At 71.9% G+C, this 22,309-nt stretch carries 22 protein-coding genes and 1 pseudogene; 9 read left to right on the top strand and 14 right to left on the bottom strand.

Annotation, left to right across the window (positions count from 1 at the left end):
* Positions 1-17: 17 nt before the first annotated feature.
* On the bottom strand, positions 18-590 hold the full coding sequence (locus D0D15_RS14990; RefSeq protein WP_094008614.1) for a TetR/AcrR family transcriptional regulator: 573 nt from the start codon (positions 588-590) through the stop codon (positions 18-20).
* 88 nt (positions 591-678) lie between these two features.
* Here D0D15_RS14990 and D0D15_RS14985 point away from each other — a divergent pair, with 88 nt between their 5' ends.
* Positions 679-960 (top strand): ArsR/SmtB family transcription factor, encoded by a 282-nt coding sequence (locus D0D15_RS14985; RefSeq protein WP_094008613.1) that lies wholly within the window; start codon positions 679-681, stop codon positions 958-960.
* Positions 957-1,346 (top strand): VOC family protein, encoded by a 390-nt coding sequence (locus tag D0D15_RS14980; RefSeq protein WP_094008612.1) that lies wholly within the window; start codon positions 957-959, stop codon positions 1,344-1,346. Before D0D15_RS14985 ends, D0D15_RS14980 begins: the two co-directional genes overlap by 4 nt.
* Positions 1,347-1,976: 630 nt before the next feature.
* Here D0D15_RS14980 and D0D15_RS14975 read toward each other — a convergent pair.
* From D0D15_RS14975 to D0D15_RS14940, 8 genes are all read right to left on the bottom strand, one after another.
* The gene (locus D0D15_RS14975) at positions 1,977-3,017 is read right to left on the bottom strand and encodes an alpha/beta fold hydrolase (RefSeq protein ID WP_167481511.1); all 1,041 of its coding nucleotides are present in this window, start codon (positions 3,015-3,017) and stop codon (positions 1,977-1,979) included.
* 53 nt (positions 3,018-3,070) lie between these two features.
* Complete coding sequence (locus tag D0D15_RS14970) at positions 3,071-3,904, bottom strand: SDR family oxidoreductase (protein WP_094008610.1); 834 nt, start codon at positions 3,902-3,904, stop codon at positions 3,071-3,073.
* 33 nt (positions 3,905-3,937) lie between these two features.
* Complete coding sequence (locus D0D15_RS14965; protein WP_094008625.1) at positions 3,938-4,432, bottom strand: GNAT family N-acetyltransferase; 495 nt, start codon at positions 4,430-4,432, stop codon at positions 3,938-3,940.
* A 283-nt stretch (positions 4,433-4,715) separates the two neighbouring features.
* Complete coding sequence (locus tag D0D15_RS14960) at positions 4,716-5,537, bottom strand: hypothetical protein (protein WP_233157515.1); 822 nt, start codon at positions 5,535-5,537, stop codon at positions 4,716-4,718.
* Positions 5,534-6,025, bottom strand: coding sequence for a SigE family RNA polymerase sigma factor (locus D0D15_RS14955; protein ID WP_094008608.1), 492 nt, complete (start codon positions 6,023-6,025; stop codon positions 5,534-5,536). The genes D0D15_RS14960 and D0D15_RS14955 overlap by 4 nt, the downstream gene beginning before the upstream one ends.
* An 85-nt stretch (positions 6,026-6,110) precedes the next feature.
* On the bottom strand, positions 6,111-7,265 hold the full coding sequence (locus D0D15_RS14950) for an acyl-CoA dehydrogenase family protein (RefSeq protein ID WP_094008607.1): 1,155 nt from the start codon (positions 7,263-7,265) through the stop codon (positions 6,111-6,113).
* A complete protein-coding gene (locus tag D0D15_RS14945) occupies positions 7,262-9,223 on the bottom strand; it encodes an acetyl-CoA carboxylase biotin carboxylase subunit (protein WP_094008606.1) in 1,962 nt (653 codons plus the stop codon). The genes D0D15_RS14950 and D0D15_RS14945 overlap by 4 nt, the downstream gene beginning before the upstream one ends.
* A gap of 5 nt (positions 9,224-9,228) precedes the next feature.
* Positions 9,229-10,842, bottom strand: coding sequence for a carboxyl transferase domain-containing protein (locus D0D15_RS14940; protein WP_094008605.1), 1,614 nt, complete (start codon positions 10,840-10,842; stop codon positions 9,229-9,231).
* Between the two features lie 155 nt (positions 10,843-10,997).
* On the opposite strand from D0D15_RS14940, the gene D0D15_RS14935 reads away from it, so the two are divergent.
* The gene (locus D0D15_RS14935) at positions 10,998-11,576 is read left to right on the top strand and encodes a dihydrofolate reductase family protein (RefSeq protein ID WP_094008604.1); all 579 of its coding nucleotides are present in this window, start codon (positions 10,998-11,000) and stop codon (positions 11,574-11,576) included.
* 37 nt (positions 11,577-11,613) lie between these two features.
* Here D0D15_RS14935 and D0D15_RS14930 read toward each other — a convergent pair whose 3' ends face one another.
* The gene (locus D0D15_RS14930) at positions 11,614-12,393 is read right to left on the bottom strand and encodes an SGNH/GDSL hydrolase family protein (protein ID WP_094008603.1); all 780 of its coding nucleotides are present in this window, start codon (positions 12,391-12,393) and stop codon (positions 11,614-11,616) included.
* Positions 12,394-12,546: 153 nt separating this feature from the next.
* Between D0D15_RS14930 and D0D15_RS14925 the strand changes: the two genes are divergently transcribed.
* Both D0D15_RS14925 and D0D15_RS14920 read left to right on the top strand, forming a co-directional pair.
* On the top strand, positions 12,547-13,137 hold the full coding sequence (locus D0D15_RS14925) for an SACE_7040 family transcriptional regulator (protein ID WP_094008602.1): 591 nt from the start codon (positions 12,547-12,549) through the stop codon (positions 13,135-13,137).
* 116 nt (positions 13,138-13,253) lie between these two features.
* The gene (locus tag D0D15_RS14920; RefSeq protein ID WP_369806848.1) at positions 13,254-13,664 is read left to right on the top strand and encodes a hypothetical protein; all 411 of its coding nucleotides are present in this window, start codon (positions 13,254-13,256) and stop codon (positions 13,662-13,664) included.
* A 4-nt stretch (positions 13,665-13,668) separates the two neighbouring features.
* On the opposite strand, the gene D0D15_RS14915 is transcribed toward D0D15_RS14920, so the two are convergent.
* Positions 13,669-14,091 carry a pyridoxamine 5'-phosphate oxidase family protein gene (locus D0D15_RS14915; RefSeq protein WP_115944508.1) on the bottom strand — a complete coding sequence of 141 codons (423 nt, stop codon included), beginning with the start codon at positions 14,089-14,091 and terminating at the stop codon, positions 13,669-13,671.
* A gap of 82 nt (positions 14,092-14,173) precedes the next feature.
* Between D0D15_RS14915 and D0D15_RS14910 the strand changes: the two genes are divergently transcribed.
* The gene (locus D0D15_RS14910) at positions 14,174-15,178 is read left to right on the top strand and encodes an AraC family transcriptional regulator (RefSeq protein WP_094008599.1); all 1,005 of its coding nucleotides are present in this window, start codon (positions 14,174-14,176) and stop codon (positions 15,176-15,178) included.
* Here D0D15_RS14910 and metX read toward each other — a convergent pair.
* Together metX and D0D15_RS14900 are read right to left on the bottom strand one after the other, a co-directional pair.
* Positions 15,099-16,220, bottom strand: a complete 1,122-nt coding sequence (gene metX / locus D0D15_RS14905; RefSeq protein ID WP_094008598.1) for a homoserine O-acetyltransferase MetX — start codon at positions 16,218-16,220, stop codon at positions 15,099-15,101. The genes D0D15_RS14910 and metX overlap by 80 nt on opposite strands.
* A 14-nt stretch (positions 16,221-16,234) precedes the next feature.
* On the bottom strand, positions 16,235-17,539 hold the full coding sequence (locus D0D15_RS14900; RefSeq protein ID WP_094008597.1) for a bifunctional o-acetylhomoserine/o-acetylserine sulfhydrylase: 1,305 nt from the start codon (positions 17,537-17,539) through the stop codon (positions 16,235-16,237).
* A 167-nt stretch (positions 17,540-17,706) separates the two neighbouring features.
* On the opposite strand from D0D15_RS14900, the gene rdmE reads away from it, so the two are divergent.
* The 3 genes from rdmE (at position 17,707) to D0D15_RS14885 (ending at position 21,588) form a co-directional block, all read left to right on the top strand.
* On the top strand, positions 17,707-19,236 hold the full coding sequence (gene rdmE, locus D0D15_RS14895; RefSeq protein ID WP_094008596.1) for an aklavinone 12-hydroxylase RdmE: 1,530 nt from the start codon (positions 17,707-17,709) through the stop codon (positions 19,234-19,236).
* Between the two features lie 99 nt (positions 19,237-19,335).
* Positions 19,336-20,853 carry a PucR family transcriptional regulator gene (locus tag D0D15_RS14890; RefSeq protein WP_094008595.1) on the top strand — a complete coding sequence of 506 codons (1,518 nt, stop codon included), beginning with the start codon at positions 19,336-19,338 and terminating at the stop codon, positions 20,851-20,853.
* A gap of 9 nt (positions 20,854-20,862) precedes the next feature.
* Positions 20,863-21,588 carry an MOSC domain-containing protein gene (locus D0D15_RS14885; RefSeq protein WP_094008594.1) on the top strand — a complete coding sequence of 242 codons (726 nt, stop codon included), beginning with the start codon at positions 20,863-20,865 and terminating at the stop codon, positions 21,586-21,588.
* Between the two features lie 143 nt (positions 21,589-21,731).
* Here the strand turns inward: D0D15_RS14885 and D0D15_RS14880 are convergent.
* Positions 21,732-22,226: pseudogene (locus D0D15_RS14880) on the bottom strand (zinc-binding dehydrogenase); the annotation flags it as partial.
* Positions 22,227-22,309: the final 83 nt, after the last annotated feature.

Here is a 22,309-nt window from a genome sequence, read left to right as displayed (position 1 = left end):
GGGTTTCTCCTGTCGGATCACTGGATCTTCGTCCAGTTGTCGAGGGTGTGGTGGAGCATGTCGACCGCGCGCCGCCACGAGACGTCGACGCCGTGGTCGGCGGTGAAGCCGCCGGTGGCCTCCAGGTCGCTGAAGCCGTGCAGGGTGCTGCGCAGGAACCGGACCGCGTCGGTGGCGTCCGGTTCGGACAGGTCGTAGCCGCGCAGCAGCGCGTAGCAGACCTCGATGATGCGGGCCACGCCCGGCGTCGCAGCGGCCCGCTCGGGCGACACGGGGTACCGGGTCGCCGCGTAGCGGCCGGGGTGCCCCGTCGCCAGAGCCCGGTAGGTATCGGCGAAGGCGGTCAGCGCTTCCCGGCGGGAGCGTCCCGCCACGGCCGCGCCGAGTGCGTCCGCCCATTCGGTGAGCGCCCGCAGCGCCACGCGTTCCCGCAGGTCGGCCAGGCTCCGGATGTGGGTGTAGAGGCTGGCGTCGCGAACGCCGAAGCGCTTCGCGAGCGCCGCCAGCGTGACGTTCTCGAAGCCGATCTCGTCGGCCAGGTCGGCGGCGGCGGACACCAGGGCGTCCGGGGTGATCCTCCCACGTGGCATTTTTCCTAACCTTCCTAGGATGAATCCTAATATACACAGGAGACGGTCAGCTTGACAGGCAAGTATCCACTTGCCTATCGTTTCGGCTGTGGGTGACGTCTTCAAAGCCCTGGCCGATCCCACGCGCCGGACGATCCTCGACGAACTGACCAGCCGCGACGGGCAGACGCTGTTCGAGCTGTGCGCGCGGCTGGTGTCGATCCACGGGTTGAGTTCGTCCCGGCAGGCGGTGTCGCAGCACCTCGACGTGCTCGAGTCCGCCGGTCTGGTCGAGACCCGGCGCGAGGGCCGGTACAAGTTCCACCACATCAACACCGAACCGCTCGAACCGATCGTCGAGCGGTGGCTCAGGAAGCGGGGACAGACGTGAGGATCAACCTGGCGAGCGTGCTCGTCGACGACCAGGAGAAGGCGCTGCGGTTCTACACCGACGTGCTGGGTTTCGTGACGAAGCACGACATCCCGATGGGCGCGGACCGGTGGCTGACCGTGGTGTCGCCGGAGGACCCGGAGGGCACCGAGCTGCTGCTGGAACCGAGCGGCCACCCGGCGGTGAAGCCGTTCAAGGACGCGCTCGTCGCCGACGGCATCCCGTGGACGATGTTCGCGGTCGAGGACGTGCAGGCCGAGTACGAGCGCATGCGCGGCCTGGGCGTGCGGTTCACGCAGGAGCCGACCGACATGGGCACGGTGATCACCGCGGTGTTCGACGACACGTGCGGCAACCTGATCCAGATCGGGCAGATGAAGTCCTAGCGGGCCGCCGCGCAGCCGCGTGTGAAACCTACGCGGCTCGCACCGCCGGCCGGATACGCGGCCGTGAGGCTTGACGGTCGACCGGCGAGTGGGCAGTTTCTCGCGAGGACGGCGCCCGCGCGGCCGGGGGCGCTGCTGCGGAGCACGTCCGTCAGAGGTGGCGGTCGGGCCGGCGGGCGGGAGTTCCGGAGGAGGCGATCCCACGGCGAGGAGCCACCGGAGTACGGCCCGCCAGGCAAAGCGCGCCCACAGAGGGCGACGGCAGGGCTGGCAAGCCGGCGGTTCCACGACAGCGCCAACGGGTAGGGAGCGCAGCCGCGCGGAGCGCGGCCGCGAGGCATGGCGGTCGGCCGGCGAGTGGGCGGTTCCTCGCGAGGACGGCGCCCGCGCGGCCGGGCGCGCTGCCGCGGAGCGCGTCCGTCAGAGGTGGCGGTCGGGCCGGCGGGCGGGAGTTCCGGAGGAGGCGATCGCACGGCGAGGAGCCACCGGAGTGCGGCCCGCCTGGGCCGGCGAGGGGGCGGTTCCTCGCGAGGGCGGCGCCGACGTGGCCCTGCCGAGCGGAGCGCCTCGGTCAGGGGCAGCGTCGCGCCGCTGTCCGCACCACCACGTGAGCCACCTCTCGACGAAGTCCTAACCGGACAGTTGCGCGTCCAGGAAGTCGTCGATGTGGCGCCACGTCGTGGCCCGGGCGCGGCGGCCGGTCAGCACGCCGAGGTGCCCGCCCGGCGCCGTCTCGAACCGCACCTCCGGCGCGTTCTCCAGCAACGGCACCAGCCGCTCCACGGCGCGCCTCGGGGCGATCGTGTCGGCCTGCCCGGCGATCACCAGCGTCGGCACCTTCACGCCGGCCAGCGAGATGATCCGCCCGTTCAGGTCCAGCCCGCCCTCGACGAGGTCGTTGGCGCGGAAGAACCGGTGGTACATCTGCCCGAACGTGCGCCCGGGATAGGCGATCATGTTGTCCATGAAGTGGTCGACCGCCTCGATCTGGGCCAGGTAGTCCCGGTCGCCGAGGTTCTGCAGGATCGCCAGCGGCTTCGTCAGCTGCTTGTTGATGCCCGTCGCCCAGAACACCCGCTCGACCACATAGGACGGTGCGCCGCCGAGCATCCGGTACAGCGGGGTGAGCAGGTAGCCGCCGGTGAGGTCCACCAGCGGCCGGAACGGCGCGACCAGCGGGATGGCGGTGAAGTCGACCGGCGAAGCCACCGTGGTGATCGACCGCACCGGCAGGTCGGGCCGGTCCGCCGTGGTCAGCAGGGAGAACAGCCCGCCCAGGCACCACGCGACCAGGTGCACGCCGCGCCCGCCGGAGTCCTCGCTGACCTTGCGGATGGCACGCGGCAGCACCTCGTCGATCCAGTGCTCGATGCCCAGCCGCCGGTCGGAGAACGCGACCGTGCCGTAGTCCACGAGGTAGGTGCGGCGGCCCCGCTCGACGAGGTGCTCGGCGACGCTGCAGCCGCGCCGCAGGTCGAAGCACAGCGCCGGGGCGGCCAGCGCCAGCGCGTCCAGCACCGGATCACCCTCCGGCGACGGCGTCATCCGGTACAGCGACCGGTTCGGGCCCTGGTCGACCAGCACGCGCGGCACCGGCCGCAGATCGGCGAGACCGCCGCGCAGGACGCCGAGCGCGTTGGCCGCCATCGCGGTCACTGCGGGTACCACCATCTACCTCGAAACTCCGTTCACGCCGCGGATCCTTCTCCCGGACCGACGGTACTTCACGGTCGCCGCACCCTCGCCTCGTACTCCGCCCGCGCGCCCGCGTGCGCCTGCGTGAAGACCTTGTCGGCGCCGATCGCGCGCATGAACCACTCCGCGACCGCGCGCGGCAGCAGCCGGCTCACCCGGCCGGTGACGTCCAGCGACTTCGGCACGAACACGTCGAACCGCGGCTTGTGCAGGGTCGCGACGATCGCCTTGGCGACGTCCTCCGGCCGCAGCGACGGGAAGAGCTTCGTCTCCGGCAACCCGTCGGCGAGGTGGGTGCGTACGACCGCGGGCATGACGCACGAAATGTCCACCCCGGACCCACGCAGCTCCTGCCGCACCGCCTCGGACAGCCCGACGACGGCGTGCTTGGTGGCGCAGTAGGTCGCCGCGCCCGGGAAGCCGGCCTTGCCCGCCATGGAGGCGACGTTGACGATGTGGCCGCGACCGCGCGGCCGCATGCGGCGGATCGCCTCGCGGGTGCCGTGGATGACCGCGTGCAGGTTGACGTCGAGCTGCTTCGCGGTCGCCGCGTCGTCCTCGTCGGCCAGGGGCGACAGCAGCATGACGCCGGCGTTGTTGATCAGCACGTCGATCGGCCCGAGACGGCGCTCGACCTCGTCCAGGAACTCGGTGAAGCCGCGGTGGTCGGTGACGTCCAGTGGCAGGGCGATCGTGTCGCCGCCCAGCTCACCGGCGGTCTTCTCGGCGAGGACCGGGTCGAGGTCGCCGATCGCGACCTTCGCGCCCAGCCGCACCAGGGCGGCGGCCGTGGTGGCGCCGATCCCCTGCGCGCCCCCGGTGATCACGATGACCTTGCCGTGCAACGTTGCCATGGCGGACATACTGCCCGGTAACTGACATTCGCGCCAGAGGTGTCACACTCGCTGTTCGAAGATCTGCACCCACACGTCGTCACGCACGCGCGCCCGCTCCGTCGGGGTGAACCCCTGGCTCTCGTAGTAGCGGACGAGCTTGCCGTCACCGCCGGCCCAGCAGTCCACGCGCAGCAGGCCGATGCCGCGGGCACGGGCGTCCTGGCGGGCGAACTCCAGCAGCCGGGCGCCCACGCCGCGGTGCTCGCGGGAGGCCAGCAGCAGCGTCACGTACACCTCGGGCTCGTCGACCGGCGGCGTGTACGGCAGCGGGTGGTCGAGGATCAGGGCGCCGACCGGGGCACCGTCCGAAGTGGCCAGGAACGGGCGGCCCTCGCGCAGCATGGTGCGGACGCGCTCGACCTTCGCCGGGTCCGCCGACCAGGGTTCGGTGCCCCACTGGCCGGCACTGCCCCGGGCGACGAGCCAGGCGACGGCCGCGTCGAACAGCCCCAGGACGGCGGCCAGATCGTCCGGACCGGACTCGCGGATCTCCATCACGGCACCGTCCGGACGCACGGTCGGCTCGCTACGGCTGTTCAGTTCGACCACTTCCCACCTCGGTATAGTTATAACGGTCACGCGGCCAGCGCCAGGTGGTCGCCTTGGGTGCCGACCTCCCCCGCCCCCGATTCCGGATTGTGTTTCGGTCGCCGAGCAGGCGTGTCAAGGCGGGAAAGAGTACCTTGACACGCCTGGTCGGCGACCAAAGATCGGCTGTGGATCGGGGGCGGGGGAGGTCTGGGGCGTAGTCGGCCCGCTTCCGTGGCCGGGTTGCGGTTCAGCAGTGGTGGCTCGCCAGTTCCAGCCGCAGGCTGAAGACCTTCTGCGACGGGTCCGTGTTGAACAGGTACACCGCGTCCGGGTTGCCCGGCACCGGTGCCGTGATGAGGTAGTTGGCCGTCGTGGCGTTGGGGTACGCCGCCATCACCTCGGCGTCCGTCGAGCCGACTCCGATTCCCTCCGGGGTGGTCACCCCGGGCTTCGCCGAGATGCGGGCCACCCCGTAGGTGGGCGATATGTCGACCGGGGAGCCGCCGCCCTTCAGCCAGTACCGGTGGCACGGACTGCCCGAGTAGCCCTCCGTCATGTCGAACTCGTCCGACGCCACCGCGTCCGCCTCGCTCATCCCCAGCGCCAGGCGGCCCCAGCCACTGGGGCCGATCGTCGGGTCGGTGGAGCCCGGGCGTTGCGCCGAGCCCGCCGGCACGCTCGAACTCCGGGGCGTGCTGCGAGAGGCGCTGTGCGAACCCGGCACGCTCGGCACGCTCGTCACCCCCGCCGACGACGATTGCGGCGGCGCGCTGGAACTGGTCGGCGGCAGCGGCGCGCCGGACTCCGGACCGGGCGTCGACGCGATCGTGGTCACCGGCAGGTTCGTCGCGGGCAGCGTGTCCGTCCGGCCCCCGCCGATGCCGGACAGCGTGATGCCCACCGCGATGACCGCGACCATCGTCAGCGCGCCGCCGGTCGCCACCGCCGCGTTGCGCCGGTACCGCCGCCGCCGGGCGCCGGCCACCACCAGCAGCTCCGCGCCGGGCCGGACGGGCACGTCGAGGCGCTCGTCGGAGAACAGCCGGCTCAGTTCGTCCTCGAGGTTCACCACTCGTCACCCGCCCCCACCAGGGTCCCCAACTTTCCCCGCAGGCTGGCCAGCGCCTTGCTGGCCTGGCTCTTCACCGTCCCGGGGCTGATCCGCATCGCGGCCGCGATCTCGGCTTCGGACAACCCCTCGTAGTACCGGAGCACGACGACGGTCCGCTGCCGCGGCGGCAAGGCCGCGAGCGCCTGCCACAACGGCTCGTTCTCGAGCCGGTCGGGCGGGGTGCAGGGGGGCGGTTCCGGGATGTCGGCCACCAGGCTCTCCCGCCGCCTGCTGCGCCACCGGCTGACGTGCGTGTTCGCCATGGCGCGCTTCACGTAGGGCAGCGGGCTCTCCGCACCGCGCAACGTCCCCCAGCGGACGCCGATCTTCTCCAGGACGATCTGCACCAGGTCGGCGGCGTCGTGGGGGTTGCCGGTGAGCAGGTGCCCGTAGCGGAGCAGCCCGGGCAACGCCACCCGCACGAACTCCGCGAAATCCTCGTCCACCGCGCCCCCCTGAACCCCAGCCGTCCCGGCTCGTCCGGGGGGTACACGCGCGGGGGGCGCGGCAGGTTGCCTCAGTTCACCGGATTCAGCGAAGTCCCAGCTCACGGGCGATGAGCATGCGCTGCACCTCGCTGGTGCCCTCCCCCACCTCGAGGATCTTCGCGTCCCGGTAGAACCGGCCGACCGGGAACTCGTTCATGAACCCGTAGCCGCCGAAGATCTGCGTCGCGTCGCGGGCGTTGTCCATCGCCGCGTTCGAAGCGACCAGCTTCGCGATCGAGGCCTCCTTCTTGAACGGCTCGCCACGCAGCATCTTCGAGGCGGCCGCGTAGTAGGCCAGCCGGGCGGTGTGCGCGCGGACCTCCATGTCGGCGATCTTGAACTGGATCGCCTGGTACTCGCCGATGCGGTGGCCGAACGCCTCCCGCTCCCCGGCGTAACGCAGGCACTCGTCGACGCAGCCCTGCGCGAGCCCGACGCTCAGCGCGGCGATCGCCACCCGGCCCTCGTCCAGGATGGACAGGAACTGGGCGTACCCGCGGCCGCGCTCGCCGAGCAGGTTCTCGGCGGGCACCCGGCAGTCGGCGAAGGACAGCTCGTGGGTGTCCGAGGCGTTCCAGCCGACCTTCGAGTACTTCGGCGCCACCGTGAACCCGGGCGTGCCGGACGGGACGATGATCGTCGAGATCTCCTTGCCACCACCCGGCTTTTCGCCGGTCACCGCGGTGACGGTGACGAGCCGGGTGATGTCGGTGCCGGAGTTGGTGATGAACGACTTGCTGCCGTTGATCACCCACTCGTCGCCGTCCAGCTTCGCGGTGGTGCGGGTCGCGCCGGCGTCCGAACCACCACCGGGCTCGGTCAGGCCGAACGCGCCCAGCGCCTCGCCGGAACACAGCGACGGCAGCCACTTCTCCTTCTGCTCCGCCGAGCCGAACCGGAACAGCGGCATCGCGCCCAGCGACACGCCCGCTTCGAGCGTGATCGCCACCGACGAGTCCACCCGCGCCAGTTCCTCCAGCGCCAGGCACAGCGCGAAGTAGTCGCCGCCCATGCCGCCGTACTCCTCCGGGAACGGCAGCCCGAACAGGCCCATCCGCGCCATGCCCCGCACGATCTCGTACGGGAACTCCTCGCGCTCGTAGAAGCCGCCGATGACGGGCGCGACCTCCTTCTGCGCGAAGTCGTGCACGCTCTTGCGCAGCGCCTCGTACTCTTCACCGAGCCGGAAGTCGATCATTTCTGCTCCTTGACGACCGCGAGCGTCTCGTCGAGGGCCACTTGCTGGCCCACCTGGACGCGGAGTTCCTCGACCACGCCGTCGACCGGGGCGACCAGCGTGTGTTCCATCTTCATCGCCTCGACGACCAGCAGCGGCGCGCCCGCGCTCACCACGTCGCCCTGCGCGACCTTGACCACCAGCACCGTGCCGGGCATCGGGCTGACCACCGGGCCGGCCTCGCTCGCGTCGCCGTGCGTGGCGAGCAGGTTGGGCCGCTCACCGACGACCACACCGTGCCCGTCGCGGCCGAGCCACACGCGGTCCCGCGGCGCGTCGGCACGCAGGTACCGGCGGAACTCGCCGTCGTAGTGCACTTCGAGCCGGTTTCCGGTGCGCCGCGCGGAAACCGCGACCGGCTCGCCGCCGTCCACAGTGACCCGTGCGGCGTCCGGTGCGCCCTCGATCGTGACGAGCGCTTCGGCGTCCCCGGCGCGCAGCCGGAACGTGACGCCGCCCGGGCCGCCCAGCCGCCAGCCGCTGGGCACCGACCACGGGTCGGAGCTGTCCGCGGGCACCAGCCCGAGCAGCCGGTCCATCGCCGCGGCGACGAAGAACTCCTCCGGCACCACGGACTCGACCAGCTCGTCCAGCCGCCGCTCGACGAGACCGGTGTCCAGCCGCCCCGCCTGCACGTCGGGGTCGGCGAGCAGGGCCCGCAGGAACGTCACGTTGGTCGGCACCCCCAGCACGGACGTCCCGGCCAGCGCCCGGTCCAGCCGGTGCAGCGCCGACGCCCGGTCCGGGCCCCACGCGATCACCTTGGCGAGCATCGGGTCGTAGTTCGAGCCGACCACGGAGCCCTCGGTGAGCGAGGAGTCGACGCGGACACCCTGCCCACGCGGCTCGTCCAGCGCCAGCACCGTCCCGCCGGTCGGCACGAACCCGCGTGCCGGGTCCTCGGCGTAGACGCGGGCCTCGACGGCGTGCCCGTTCAGCCGGATGTCGTCCTGGGTCAGGGACAGCGGCTCGCCCGCGGCGACGCGCACCTGCCATTCGACCAGGTCGAGGCCGGTCACCATCTCCGTCACCGGGTGCTCGACCTGCAGGCGGGTGTTCATCTCCATGAAGAAGAACTCGTCCGGCTTGCGGGCGGAGACGATGAACTCGACGGTGCCCGCGCCCACGTAGCCGACCGAGCGGGCAGCTTCGACGGCCGCGGCGCCCATGCGGGCCCGGGTCTCCTCGTCGAGCAGCACCGACGGTGCCTCCTCGACGATCTTCTGGTGCCGCCGCTGCAGGCTGCACTCGCGCTCGCCGAGGTGCAGGACCGTGCCGTGGGTGTCGGCCAGCACCTGGATCTCGATGTGCCGCGGCGTGGTGACGAACCGTTCCAGCAGCAGCCGGTCGTCCCCGAACGCGGCGCGGGCCTCGCGCTGAGCGGACTCGACCGCCGCTTCCAGCTCACCGGGCTCGGTGACCAGCCGCATGCCCTTGCCGCCACCGCCCGCGGACGGCTTGAGCAGCAACGGGTAGCCGACCTCGTCGGCGGCCTTCGCGAAGTCGTCCACATCGGACAGGCCGGGGACGACCGGGACGCCGGCGGCGGACACCGTGGCCTTGGCCCGGATCTTGTCGCCCATCGCGTCGATCGCGCCCGCCGGCGGTCCGATGAAGACCAGCCCGGCCTTCTCGCACGCGGCGGCGAACTCGGCGTTCTCCGACAGGAAGCCGTAACCCGGGTGGACGGCCTGCGCGCCGGAATCCACCGCGGCCCGGACGATGTCCGGAATGGACAGGTAGCTGCGGGCCGCCTCGGCCGGGCCGATGCGGATCGCGGTGTCGGCCTCGTGCACGTGCCGCGCGTCCGCGTCGGCGTCGCTGTAGACCGCGACCGAGCGGATGCCCAGGCGCCGCAGGGTGCTGATGACGCGAACCGCGATCTCGCCGCGGTTGGCGATGAGGACTGTGTCGAACATGCCCCTCACATCCGGAAGACGCCGTAGCTGACCGGTTCCAGCGGCGCGTTCGCCGCGACCGACAACGCGAGCCCGAGCACCATGCGGGTGTCCGCCGGGTCGATCACGCCGTCGTCCCACAGCCGCGCGGTCGAGTAGTAGGGGCTGCCCTGCTCCTCGTACTGGCGGCGGATGGGTTCCTTGAACGCCTCTTCCTCCTCGGCGGGCCACTCGCCGCCGCGGCCCTCGATCGAGTCGCGGCGGACGGTCGCCAGCACCGACGCGGCCTGCTCGCCGCCCATCACGGAGATCCGCGCGTTCGGCCACATCCACAGGAAGCGGGGCGAGTACGCCCGCCCGCACATCGAGTAGTTGCCCGCCCCGAACGAGCCGCCGATGATCACGGTGAACTTGGGCACGCGGGCGCACGCCACGGCGGTGACCATCTTGGCGCCGTGCTTGGCGATGCCGCCCGCCTCGTAGTCGCGGCCGACCATGAAACCGCTGATGTTCTGCAGGAAGACCAGCGGGATCGAGCGCTTGTCGCACAGCTCGATGAAGTGCGCGCCCTTCATGGCCGACTCGGCGAACAGCACGCCGTTGTTGGCGATGATGCCGACCGGGTGGCCGTGGATGTGCGCGAAGCCGGTGACCAGGGTGGCGCCGTACTCCTTCTTGAACTCGGCGAAGCGGCTGCCGTCGACGACGCGCCCGATGACCTCACGCACGTCGTAGGGGGTGCGCGAGTCGGTGGGCACCACGCCGTAGAGCTGCAGCGGGTCGACCGCGGGGGCCTCGACCTGGCGGGTCTCCCACGGGCGCGGGCTGCGCGGGCCGAGCGTGGCCACGATGTTCCGGACGATCGACAGGGCGTGCGCGTCGTCGTTGGCGAGGTGGTCGGTGACGCCGGACTGGCGGGCGTGCACGTCGCCGCCGCCCAGTTCCTCGGCCGTGACGACCTCGCCGGTCGCGGCCTTCACCAGCGGCGGGCCGCCGAGGAAGATCGTGCCCTGGTTGCGGACGATGACGGCCTCGTCGCTCATCGCCGGGACGTACGCGCCACCGGCGGTGCAGGAACCGAGGACGGCCGCGATCTGCGGGATGCCGCGCGCGGACATGGTCGCCTGGTTGTAGAAGATGCGGCCGAAGTGCTCGCGGTCCGGGAACACGTCGTCCTGCTTGGGCAGGAAGGCGCCGCCGGAGTCGACCAGGTAGATGCACGGCAGGTTGTTGTGCAGGGCGACCTCCTGCGCGCGGAGGTGCTTCTTGACCGTCATCGGGTAGTACGTGCCGCCCTTGACGGTCGCGTCGTTGGCGACGATGACGCACTCGCGGCCGGAGACCCGCCCGATGCCGGTGATGATGCCGGCGGCGGGGGCCTCGTCGTCGTAGAGCCCGTTCGCGGCCAGCGGCGACAGCTCGAGGAACGGCGAGCCCGGGTCGAGGAGGGCGTCCACGCGGTCCCGCGGCAGGAGCTTGCCGCGTTCCACATGCCGGGCACGCGCCTTCTCGGGGCCACCCGTCCGAGCGGTCGCCAAGCGCTTGCGCAGATCCTCGACGAGCTCCGCGTGGGCGGTCGCGTTACGGGCGTACTGCTCACTTCGCGGGTCCGCCGAGGTGCCGAGCACCGGGAAGTCCATGACCCTCCTCATCCGACGCCGAACCTGGTTAGTAGTCGTTAACGTTCGGGTCGATGTTAACCACTACTAACGTGCGATGTCCAGGTTCGGGAACACGAGGGTGTCGAATCGTGGTGAGCTCGTCCGACGTGGCAGTGAGAGACGAGGAGGACACCATGACCGCGACCTACACATTCGACGTCTTCACCAGCCTCGACGGCTTCGGCGCGGCCGGTGGCGACTGGACCGGCTACTGGGGCAAACAGGGTCCCGAGCTGCTGGAACGCCGTCTCGCCCTGTACGAGGAGGAACCGCGGATCGTCTTCGGCGCGAACACGTACCGGGTGTTCACGCAGATGCTGGCCGAGAGCACCGAGGATTCCGACGTCCGCGACCCGTGGGTGACCCGGATGCGGAACCTGCCGGCGACCATCGTGTCGTCCACGCTGCGGGAACCGCTCGATTGGCCGGACGCGAGCGTGGTGAGCGGCGACGCCGTCGACGTCATCAGGCGGCTCAAGGAGGAGTCGGAGGTGCCGTTGCGCTCGCACGGCAGCCTCTCGCTGAACCGCGCGCTGATGGCCGCCGGCCTGGTCGACCGCGTCCACGTGACGCTCTTCCCGGTGATCACCGCGAAGACCGGGCTGGACCCGATCTTCGCGGGCGGGGCCGACTTCGACCTGGAGCTGCTCGAGAGCCGGACGCTCGACGGCCACATCCAGGAGCTGATCTACCGGCCCGCGCTGCACGCCTGAGCGCGCGGCAGGGGCGGCCGCGCCACCCCTGCCCAGCTCAGCCCAGCGCCGCCACCAGCGAGGGGTAGTAGCCCTGCGCCTGCCCGGTCGCCGTCGGGTGGTAGGACTCGTCGATCGGGTAGGTCAGGCTGTGCAGCCAGGCGGCTCCGGAGCAGATCTCGTGCCCGGTGAACGCCGGGCGCACGTCCGCGAAGGTGAAACCGGCCTCCGACGCCTCCTTCTGGATCACCGAATCCAGCGCGTCGGCCCCACTGTTGATGTACCCGCGGGAAGTGTCGGACAGCCCGACCGAGCAGGACCCGCCGATCTGGTAGAAGTGCGGGTACCCGAGCACGACCACCGTCGCCTCGGGGGCGCGCGACCGGATCTCCCCGTAGGTCTTCTCCAGCAGCCCGGGCAGGGTCCCGTTGACGAACGCCTTCGCGTTGTCGATCGCCGTCTTGCAGCCCGAGTCCCCGCCGAGGATGCAGTCCTGCATGACACCCGCGAAGCCGGCGTCGTTGCCGCCGACGCTGATCGTCACCAGGTCGGTCGACTCCGACAGCGCGCTGACCTGGTTGTTCAGCACGTCCGAGGTCTTCGCGCCGGAACAGGCCCGGAAGTCCAGCGACGCCGAGGTCTGCCCGGCGTACAGCGCGGGGTAGGCGTTCGAGCTGCGCTTGCAGCTGGACGAGTCCAGGTAGTTCCCGGCGCCCACCCCGGAGGAGTAGGAGTCGCCGAGCGCGACGTAGTCGAGAGTGGCCGCGCCGGCCACCCCTGAGGTCAGGCCGATCGCGGCGAGGGCCGCGACGACGGTGGTTGCAAGCGATCTCAGCACAGCGGGGACCACCTTCCGTGAGCAATCAACTCAATGAACGATTACCAGGTGCATTGCTCACAAGGGAGCCCCTTTTAGTAGGCATTTCGGCTACCAACAGGTGACGACGGGCGGACGTTAGCGCTCGCTAACCTGACTCGATAAGATGTTCACGTGTCGACGAGTCCCACGCCGCTGGTCACCGGCGAGAAGGCCACCCGCCGCGAGGAGATCCTGAGCGCGGCCGCGGAGCTGTTCGCCCGGCACGGTTTCCACGGCGTCGGCATCGACGACATCGGCGCGGCCGTCGGCATCTCCGGCCCCGCCCTGTACCGGCACTTCCGCAGCAAGGACGCGATGCTCGGGGAGATGCTGAACTCGATCAGCCACTACCTGCTGGACGGCGGCACCGCGCGCGTGGACGCGACCGCCGATCCGGAGCAGGCGCTGGCGGAGCTGGTCGAGTTCCACGTCGACTTCGCGCTCACGCACCCGTCGCTGATCACGGTCCAGGAACGCAACCTCGCCAACCTCACCGACGCCGACCGCAAACAGGTGCGGGCCCTGCAGCGTCGTTACGTAGAGATATGGGTGAAGGTCATTCGCGACGCCGTCCCCGGAGTGGGGGAACGCCAGGCGCGCTCGGCGGCACACGCCGTGTTCGGGTTGATCAACTCGACGCCGTACAACCGCCATCTGGACGACGACGAACTGGCCGTCCTGCTGCGGCGCCTCGCCCTCGGCGCGCTGCAGGCCGCGGCGTGATCACCACGTCACTCGTTTTTCCCACTACCGTTGAACGCCTTTCCCCGGCTTTGATAGATCCCGTGACCTCCGACCGGCAGCAGCTGATCTCGCGGGCGCAGCGCGCCCTCGTCGCGATGCAGCTCGGCCGCGACGACGACGCGCTCGACGAGGTGGCCCCGTCGAGCCGGGACGAGACGCGCGAGCTGATGCTGCTCCTGTTCGAGGAGTGCAGCACGATGGTGAGCACGCTCGGTGACGGCGGCAGCGCCCCGGTGAAGGTCCAGGTGTTCGACGAGTCCGGCGAAGAGGTCTCGATCGACCAGGCCGACCCGCCGGTGCGCACCGCGGTCCGCACGCTGCTGGCGGAGGTGCACGGCAACGCCGAAGCGGCCGCGGAACAGGTGGAGATCGCGCTGGCCAGCGCCAACCGCGCGGAGGTGGACAGCCTGACGCTGCAGGCGCTGCGCTGGACGGTGCGGCTGTCGGCGGAATGCCTGGACCGGGACCTCCCGGTCACCGAGTGGATCTCCGAGGCGCTGACCTGATCCGTCAGTAGTGGTAGCGGCGCACGGTCTCCGGGTGGATGACGAGGCGGACCATGTCCTCGGCCGTGATCCCGGCGAGGTCCGCGCCGCGGGCCGGGTCGCCGAGGTCCCAGTAGCGGGCGGCCAGGCGGGCGCTCAGCTCCCCCGCGCCGTCCGGTTCCACCGTGACCCGGCCGGCGACCGACACCCAGCGCTCGCGTTCACCGACCGGCGCGGCGACCACGATCGAGGCGCGCGGATCGCGGCGCAGCTGCCGCATCTTGGGTGAGTCCGGGGTGGTGAACAGCTGGATCGTGCCGTCCTCGGTGGCCTCGAACCACACGGGCCGCGGCTGCGGCGGGACCGGGCCCGCGGCCACGGTCAGGAACCCGTGCAGGGGACGGCGGAGGAACTCGAGGTCGTCGGGGGTCAGCGAAGCGTCGCTCATGATCTCGAGTGAACACCGCGGGACCGGACGAGCACATGGCTGAGAGGCCGGATCACCTGTGTGATCGTCTAACCTCGTCGGCGTGGACGTGTTCAGCGATCTGATCCGCGGGGTGCGCGCCCACGGCTCGCTGTTCGGCAGCACGACCCTGTCCCCGCCCTGGAACCTGCACTTCGTGGACGGCGCGCCGCTCACCCTGTGCACCGTGCTCACCGGGGAGGGCTGGATCGTGCCGGAACACCACCGGCCCGAGCGCCTGCGCGCCCGCGAGACGATCATCGTGCGCGGGCCCGGGACCTTCACCTTCGTCGACGAGCCGGGCACCCGGGCCGAACCGGTCGCGTGCGGCGAGTTCTGCGCGACGCCCGAGCAGGGCGGGACCCGGTACCGGCGCGGCTGGCACGACCACGGCGACGGCGCGACGACGCTGATCGTCGGCGCCTACCCGGTCCGCGGCGAGATCAGCCGCCGGTTGCTGGACGCGCTGCCCGTCGTGCTGCGCGTGGGCGATGCCGGGGACACCGCCGACCCCGTGCTGGACCACCTCGCCGCCGAGGTCGCCGTCGACGCGCCGGGCCAGCAGGCCGTGCTCGACCGGCTGCTGGACTGGCTGCTGGTCTGCACGCTGCGCGAGTGGTTCGACCGGCCCGGCGGCGAGCCCCCGGCGTGGTGGGCCGCCCAGCGCGATCCGGTGGTCGGCCGCGCGCTGCGCCTGCTGCACGCCCAGCCCGCGGCGCCGTGGACGGTCGCCGCGCTGGCGGAGCGCACCGGCGTGTCGCGGTCGACCCTGGCCAAGCGGTTCGCCGGCCTGGTGGGCGAACCGCCGCTGACCTACCTGACCCGCTGGCGCATGACACTCGCGGCGGACCGGCTGGTGGCGCGGGAGGCGGCGACCATCGGCGAGATCGCCCGCTCCGTCGGCTACGCCGACCCCTTCGGGTTCAGCGCGGCGTTCAAACGGGTCCGGGGCGTCAATCCGAGCGAGTTCCGGCGCAGCCGGACCGCAGTCAGTGCAGCAGCGCCTTCACCAGCGCCGCCACCTGGGCCGTCTCGATCAGGAACGAGTCGTGCCCGTACGGCGAGGTGATCTCGGCCGCTTCCCCCGCGCCCGGGATGCCCGCCGCCAGCTCGTGCGCCTGCCGCATCGGGTAGAGGCGGTCGGAATCGACGCCCGCGATCACGCTGCGCGCGGTCACCCGGGACAGCGCGGCGCCGATCCCACCGCGGTCGCGGCCCACGTCGTGCGTGTTCATCGACCGGGTGAGCAGCACGTAGGACGCGGCGTCGAAGCGGCGCACCAGCTTGTCGGCGTGGTGGTCCAGGTAGGACTCGACCGCGTACCGGCCGTCGCCCAGCGGGTCCTCGGCGCCCTGCGGCAGCCGGCCGAACCGCTGGTCCAGTTCGAGCGAGCTGCGGTAGGTCACGTGCGCGATCCGCCGCGCCACGCCCAGCCCGCGGTGCGGCCCCTCGCCCGGTGGCGCGTCGTGGTAGTCGCCGCCGCGCCAGCCCGGGTCCGCCGTGATCGCGTGCAGCTGCGGCGAGGCCCAGGCGATCTGCTCGGCCGAGGACGCGGCCGGCGCCGCCAGCACCAGCAGCGCCGCGACCCGCGCCGGGAACGTCGCCGCCCACTCCAGCGCCCGCATCCCGCCCATCGACCCGCCGAGCACCGCGGCCCACCGCTCCACGCCGAGCTGATCGGCCACCACGGCCTCGGCCCGGACCTGGTCGCGGATCGTGATCCGCGGGAACCGGCTGCCCCACGTCCGCCCGTCCGGATCGGGCGACGACGGTCCGGTCGAGCCCTGGCAGCCGCCGAGCACGTTGGGCACGACGACGAACAGCTCGTCGGTGTCCAGCGCGCGGCCCGGCCCGATCAGGCCGTCCCACCAGCCGGGCGTGGGGTGGCCCGGCTCCGCCGCACCGGCGGCGTGACTGTCCCCGGTGAGGGCGTGCGCGATCAGGACCGCGTTGGAGCCGTCGGAGTTCAACCGTCCCCACGTCTCGTACGCGATCCGGTACTCCGGCAGCGTGCCGCCGGCGTCCAGCCGCAGCTGTCGACCGGCGGCCCACTGCCGCCGTCCCGGTGGATCCCCCTCCCGCCACGCACCGGTCGCCGGCGGGAGATCCACAGTGGACGGATCCGTCACAGGGCCGCCTTGGCCGCCCGGAACCCGGCCTCCAGGTCGGCCTTGAGGTCCTCCACGCCCTCCAGCCCGACGGCCAGCCGCACCAGGCCCGGCGTGACGCCGCTGGCGAGCTGCTCCTCGGGGGTGAGCTGGCTGTGGGTGGTGCTGGCGGGGTGGACGATGAGGCTGCGCACGTCACCGATGTTAACCAGCTGGCTGTGCAGCTCGGTGCCGTCGACGAACTTCCGGCCCGCCTCGACACCGCCGCGCAGCTCGAACGACAGCACCGCACCGGCGCCCCGCGGCAGGTACTTCTGCGCCAGGCGGTAGTGCGGGCTGGACGGCAGGCTCGCGTAGTAGACGCGCTCGACCTCGTCGCGCTGCTCCAGCCACTCGGCCAGGGCCTTGGCGTTGCCGACGTGCCGCTCCACGCGCAGCGACAGCGTTTCGATGCCCTGCAGGATCAGGAAGCTGTTGAGCGGCGCGATGGCCGCGCCGGTGTCGCGCAGGAGCTGGACGCGGGCCTTCGCCGCGTACGCGCCGGGCCCGAGGGCCTCCCAGTACTTGAGGCCGTGGTAGCTGGGGTCCGGCTCGGTGAAGCCGGGGAAGCGCTCGGGGTGCGCGCCGAAGTCGAAGGTGCCGCCGTCGACGAGCACGCCGGCGACGGTGGTGCCGTGGCCGCCGAGGTACTTGGTCGCGGAGTGCACGACGACGTCGGCGCCGTGCTCGATGGGGCGCAGCAGGTACGGCGTCGGGATGGTGTTGTCGACGATCAGCGGCACGCCCACCTCGTGCGCCAGGTCCGCGATCGTCCGGATGTCCAGGACGTCGCTGCCCGGGTTGGCGAGCGTCTCGCCGAAGAAGGCCTTGGTGTTCGGGCGGACGGCGGCCCGCCACTGCTCCGGGTCGTCCTGCTGCTCGACGAACGAAACCTCGACGCCCAGCTTCGGCAGCGTGTAGCGGAAGAGGTTGTAGGTGCCGCCGTAGAGCTTCGCTCCGGACACGATGTGGTCGCCCGCGTTGGCGACGTTCAGGATCGCCGCCGTGGTGGCCGCGGAACCCGACGCGAACGCCAGCGCCGCCACGCCGCCCTCGAGCGCCGCGACGCGCTGCTCCAGCACGTCCTGGGTCGGGTTCATGATGCGCGTGTAGATGTTGCCGGGCTCGGCGAGGCTGAACAGGTCGGCGCCGTGCTGGCTGTCGCGGAAGACGTACGACGTGGTCTGGTAGATCGGGGTCGCTCGCGCGCCGGTGGCCGGATCGGGGCTCGCGCCGGCGTGGATCTGCTTGGTCTCGAAGGACCAGGCCTGCGACTCGGTCATCGTCGTTCTCCTTGGTGCGTGGGCTGATCAGGGGCGCCGCGATCGAAGCTAGCCAGACCCGGCCAGGGCGCCCAACGGGTTCCACGGTGTGGATTCCTCTCGTTTGACAAGCCTCTTAGTTACTGAGATGCTTTTTGCACGGGGATATCCACAGTGAAGGAGGAACCATGGAACGAGTCGACGTCCTGGTCGTGGGGGCCGGGCTGGGTGGCCTGTCCGCGAGCATGTTCCTGGCGCTCGAAGGCGCGAACGTGCTGACGGTGGAGCGGCACCCGGGCACGTCGCTGCACCCGCGGGCGTCCGGGCAGACGCCGCGGACGATGGAGCTGTACCGGTTCGCCGGGATCGACCAGAAGGTGCTCGGCGTCAGCGAGCGGGCTTCGCGGGGGTTGCGGATCACGGTGGCGTCCAGCCTGAACGGGACGGTGTTCCACCGGATCGTCGATGATCTCGACGAGTTCGACCTGAGCGCGGCGACCGCGGCGCCGTGGGGCATGGCGGGACAGGACGTGGTCGAGCCGATCCTGCTGGAGCGGGCGCGCGAGGCGGGCGCGCAGGTGCGGTTCTCCACCGAGCTGGTGTCGTTCTCGCAGGACGACGACGGGGTGACCGCGGTGCTGCGCTCGCGGGACAGCGGCGAGGAGACCAGCGTGCGGGCGTCGTACCTGGTGGCCGCGGACGGCGGGCGGGGGCGGATCCGGGAGGTGCTCGGGATCGGGGCTTCCGGCGTCGGCACGATCTCGCGGTCGATCGGGATCGTGTTCGACGCCGATCTGGGTGACCGGCTGCTGCCCGGGGTGACGGACCTGTTCTACCTGCAGGGGCCGGAGTTCACCGGGGCGCTGGTCAACACCGACATCCCGGGGCGGTACGTGTGCTCGGTGGACGTGCCGGAGGGCGTGGACGCCCTCCCGGAGGAGCGGCTGGTCCAGTTGATCCGGGCGGCGACCGATCTGCCGGATCTGGAGCCGAAGATCCAGTGGACGGGCATGTGGGAGATGGCGGCGCGGATCGCCGACCGGTTCGCCGCCGGACGCGTGTTCCTGGTGGGTGACGCCGCGAAGGTCACCCCGCCGACCGGCGGGATGGGCGGGAACACCGCCGTGGGCGACGGGCACGACATCGCGTGGAAGCTGGCAGCCGTGCTCCGCGGCGACGCCGGGCCCGGCCTGCTGGACAGCTACGAGGCCGAACGCAAGCCGATCGCGGAGATGGTGGTGAACACGTCACTGCACAACGCCAAGGAGCGGTTGGTGCCGGACCTCGATCTGACCGGACTGGCCGAGCCGGTCGACCAGGTCGCGCTGACGCTCGGTTTCCGCTACCGCTCCGGCGCGGTGCTGGCCGAGGACGACGACGTCGTGGAGAACCCGGTGGAGCCGTCCGGGCGACCCGGGTTCCGCGCCCCGCACGTGCCCGTCGGAACGGGGTCCACGTGGGACTTCCTCGGGCACAGCTGGGTCCTGTTCAGCCCTGGCGGCTGGCGCGACGCGGTCTCGCAGGTGCGGGCGGAGACCGGGATCGCCCTGGAGTACCAGGAAATCGACGACCCGCTGTTCCGCGGCCGGTTCGGCTTGGGCGACGGTGGCGCCACCCTGGTCCGCCCGGACGGGATCGTGGCGTGGCGGTGCCCCGACGGCGCCGCCGACCCGGCCGGCACCCTGTGGGACGTCCTGGCCCGGGTGCTGAGCCGGTAGGGGTTCGCGTGCGGCCACGGCTCGTCCCCCGCCGGGACCAGCCGTGGCCGCCGCGGCTTGGCGATGGCTCGGCCCACCACCGAGCCGTATCCTGCGGAGGTGGTGTCCGTCCGCAGCGTGGTCGACCGGGTGGGGCCGACGTTGCTGCACGCGGTCCAGCTACCCGACCCCTGCCCGGCCGTCGCGGACGTGGTCATCGCCGAGCCGGGAGCATCCGCCCAGCTCGCGGCGGGCGATCTGGTCCTCGGCGTCGCCACCGGCGATCCGGACGCGGCGGTCGAGCTGATCGACCACAGTGCCGCCGCCGGGGCCGCCGCGGTGCTGCTGAAACCTCCGGTCGCCCGCAAACCGCAGGTGCGGCGGGCGGCGAAGGCGGCCGGCATCGCCCTCATCGAAGTTCGCGCGGCCACCGCCTGGGCGCAGCTGGTGTGGCTGCTGCGCACCGTGCTGGACGCGGCGGCCGAGGAACCCGAGTCCCTCGAAGGCGATCCCGGCTCCGGTGACCTGTTCCGGCTCGCGGACGCCGTCGCCGCGGTCGTCGACGCCCCGGTGACCATCGAGGACACCAACTCGCGCGTGCTCGCCTACTCGGCGCGCCAGGACATCACCGACCCGGCCCGCGTGTCCACCATCATGGGCCGCCGGATCCCCGACGACGTGCTCGCGAAGTTCCGCTCCCGCGGTGTCTTCCGCGAACTGTCCCGCGGTCGCCAGACGATTTTCGTTCCCGCGCAACGGGATGGCACGCTGCCCCGGCTCATCGTGCCGATCCGGATGGGCGGCGAACTGCTCGGCTCGATGTGGGCGGTCGTGCGTGGCCCGGTGTCCGACGAGCGCGCCGCCGCGTTCGCCGACACCGCACCGGTCGTCGCGCTCCACCTCCTGCGCCGCCGGGCCCACGCGGACGCCCAGCGGCGCGCGTCGGCCGAACTGCTGCGTGCCGTGCTGGAAGGAAAAGCCGGGCCGCGCGCCGCGATCGCCGAGCTGGAGCTGACCGACGAACCGCACCGCGTGGTCGTCGTCGACACCCCGGGCGACGACGAAGGCCTGCGGCTGGCGCTGATGGAGCGGATGTCGCTGGGCATCGGCCGCCGTCCAATCGCGACAGAGCTCGGCGGGCTGCTGTACACCGTCGTGCCCGACGGCGCGGACTGGCCGTCGCTGGCCGATGCGTCCCGCGGCGCACCACGCGTGGCGGCCGGGAGCGCGGTGAAGATCGGCGAGCTGCCGCGGTCGCGCGCCGAGGCGGAGGAGACGCTGAGCCTGCTGCGCGCCGGTGTGATCGAGGGGCCGTCCGGCAGCTTCGACGGCCTGTGGACGGCGCTCGCGTTGCACCGCACGGCCACCGCGGCGTCGGCGGCCGGCGTCGCCGGGCTCGGACCGCTGGAGCAGCTGCGCGAGTACGACCGGATCAACCGCACGGACTACGTCGAGACGCTCTACGAGTGGCTGCGGCATCCCGGCGACCCGCGGTCGGCCGCCCAGGCGTTGCGGATCCACCCCAACACGTTCCGGTACCGGATGCGGCGCGTGCTCGAACTCGTCCCGCTGGACCTGGACGACCCGGATGTCCGGTTGGCATTGCTGGTCCAGCTGGTCGCCGTGCGCTGGTCGTAGGAGGGGTTCGTGTTCGAGGGATCGGTTGCCGCGCTGCACCGCTGGCCGGTGAAGTCGTTGCGGGGCGAGGAGGTTCGCGCCGCGCGCTTCGACGAGCGGGGCATGGCGGGCGACCGGGCGCACGCGCTGGTCGACGGGCGGGAGAAGCGCCGGGGGAAGGTGCTGACGGTGCGCCAGAACCCGGCGATGCTCACCTGGGGTGCGGAGTACGGCGCCGACGTGATCGACCCGCCGAAGCCGCCGGTGCTGCGCGCGCCGGAGGGCCGGTCGTGGTCCTGGGAGGAGCCGGGGCTGGTGGAGGCGCTCGCCGCGTCGTTCGGCATGCCGGTGGACCTGCGCGCGGCCGACGGGCAGCAGGACCGCGGCCCCACGGTGCTGGTCACGTTCGAGGCGTCGCTGACGGCGCTCGCGGCGGAGCTCGGCCGGCCGGTCGAACTCCACCGCTTCCGCCCGAACATCCACCTCATCGCGGACGCCCCGGCCTTCGCCGAGGAGGACTGGGCCGCCGGCAGCACGCTCGACGTCGGCGGCGTGTCGCTGGAGGTGACCGGCGAGCACGCGGGCCCGTGCATCCGCTGCGCGGTGCCGAGCTGGGACCCGTCGGGGCAACGGCGGTGGCCGGAGCTGCAGACCCACCTGATCGACCGGCACGCGAACAAGTTCGGCGTGATCATGCGCGTGACCCGCGCCGGGGTGGTCACTGTGGGGGACACCGCCTGGGCCCGCCCCACCTGACGACTGCGGAACCCACGCCCCGGAACGCGGAACTCGCGCGCCCGAACGCAGGACTCGCGCCCCCAAACGCGGAACTCGCGCGCCCGAACGTGGGACTCGCGCGCCCGAACGTGGGACTCGCGCGGCGGAGCGTGGGACTCGCGTCAGACCTCCAGCAGCGTCTTGCCGATCGTCGCGCGGGATTCGATCGCTCGGTGCGCGTCGGCGGCTCGGTGCAGCGGGAAGCGTTGTCCCACAAGCGGTTTCACCCGGCCCGCGGCGGCCTCCGCCAAGACCCACTCCGTCGCGGCCCGCAGGTCGGCCGGGCTGCCCAGTGGGCCGCGGTGCAGCACGACGCCCCGGGACGAAGCCTCCTCCTCGGACACCGCCGTCCACGCACCGCTCGCGAGGCCGTAGCTGAAGTGCCGCCCACCGCGACGCACCAACCCGAACGCGGCCGCGCCCAGAGCACCGCCGACGCCGTCGAACACCACGTCCACGGGGCCGACCTGCGTGGCCCACTCCGGCCGCGTGTAGTCGACCACCTGGTCCGCCCCCAGATCGCGCGCCACCGCCGTTTTGCGCGAGCCCCCGGCCGCCGCGATCACCGTCGCGCCCGCGTTGCGCGCCAGCTGCACCAGCAGGCTGCCCCTGTCGCCTATACACATCTGACCCTGCCGACGAACAGAGAGGTCGATACCTCCGTGGTCGCAGCATCATTATACAGTAACAGACCCTTCAT

The organism is Amycolatopsis thermalba, from assembly GCF_003385215.1.
GTDB lineage: Bacteria > Actinomycetota > Actinomycetes > Mycobacteriales > Pseudonocardiaceae > Amycolatopsis_E > Amycolatopsis_E thermalba.
The sequence above is the reverse complement of the archived record's forward strand: the minus strand, read 5'-3'. Positions and strand labels throughout refer to the sequence as shown.

Bases quoted from the DNA above. Each gene is read 5' to 3' on its own strand.
- D0D15_RS14990 (WP_094008614.1), bottom strand. From the start codon at position 590: ATGCCACGTGGGAGGATCACCCCGGACGCCCTGGTGTCCGCCGCCGCC.
- D0D15_RS14975 (WP_167481511.1), bottom strand. From the start codon at position 3,017: ATGGTGGTACCCGCAGTGACCGCGATGGCGGCCAACGCGCTCGGCGTC.
- D0D15_RS14970 (WP_094008610.1), bottom strand. From the start codon at position 3,904: ATGTCCGCCATGGCAACGTTGCACGGCAAGGTCATCGTGATCACCGGG.
- D0D15_RS14965 (WP_094008625.1), bottom strand. From the start codon at position 4,432: ATGGAGATCCGCGAGTCCGGTCCGGACGATCTGGCCGCCGTCCTGGGG.
- D0D15_RS14950 (WP_094008607.1), bottom strand. From the start codon at position 7,265: ATGATCGACTTCCGGCTCGGTGAAGAGTACGAGGCGCTGCGCAAGAGC.
- D0D15_RS14945 (WP_094008606.1), bottom strand. From the start codon at position 9,223: ATGTTCGACACAGTCCTCATCGCCAACCGCGGCGAGATCGCGGTTCGC.
- D0D15_RS14940 (WP_094008605.1), bottom strand. From the start codon at position 10,842: ATGGACTTCCCGGTGCTCGGCACCTCGGCGGACCCGCGAAGTGAGCAG.
- D0D15_RS14935 (WP_094008604.1), top strand. From the start codon at position 10,998: ATGACCGCGACCTACACATTCGACGTCTTCACCAGCCTCGACGGCTTC.
- D0D15_RS14920 (WP_369806848.1), top strand. From the start codon at position 13,254: ATGCAGCTCGGCCGCGACGACGACGCGCTCGACGAGGTGGCCCCGTCG.
- D0D15_RS14915 (WP_115944508.1), bottom strand. From the start codon at position 14,091: ATGAGCGACGCTTCGCTGACCCCCGACGACCTCGAGTTCCTCCGCCGT.
- D0D15_RS14900 (WP_094008597.1), bottom strand. From the start codon at position 17,539: ATGACCGAGTCGCAGGCCTGGTCCTTCGAGACCAAGCAGATCCACGCC.
- rdmE (WP_094008596.1), top strand. From the start codon at position 17,707: ATGGAACGAGTCGACGTCCTGGTCGTGGGGGCCGGGCTGGGTGGCCTG.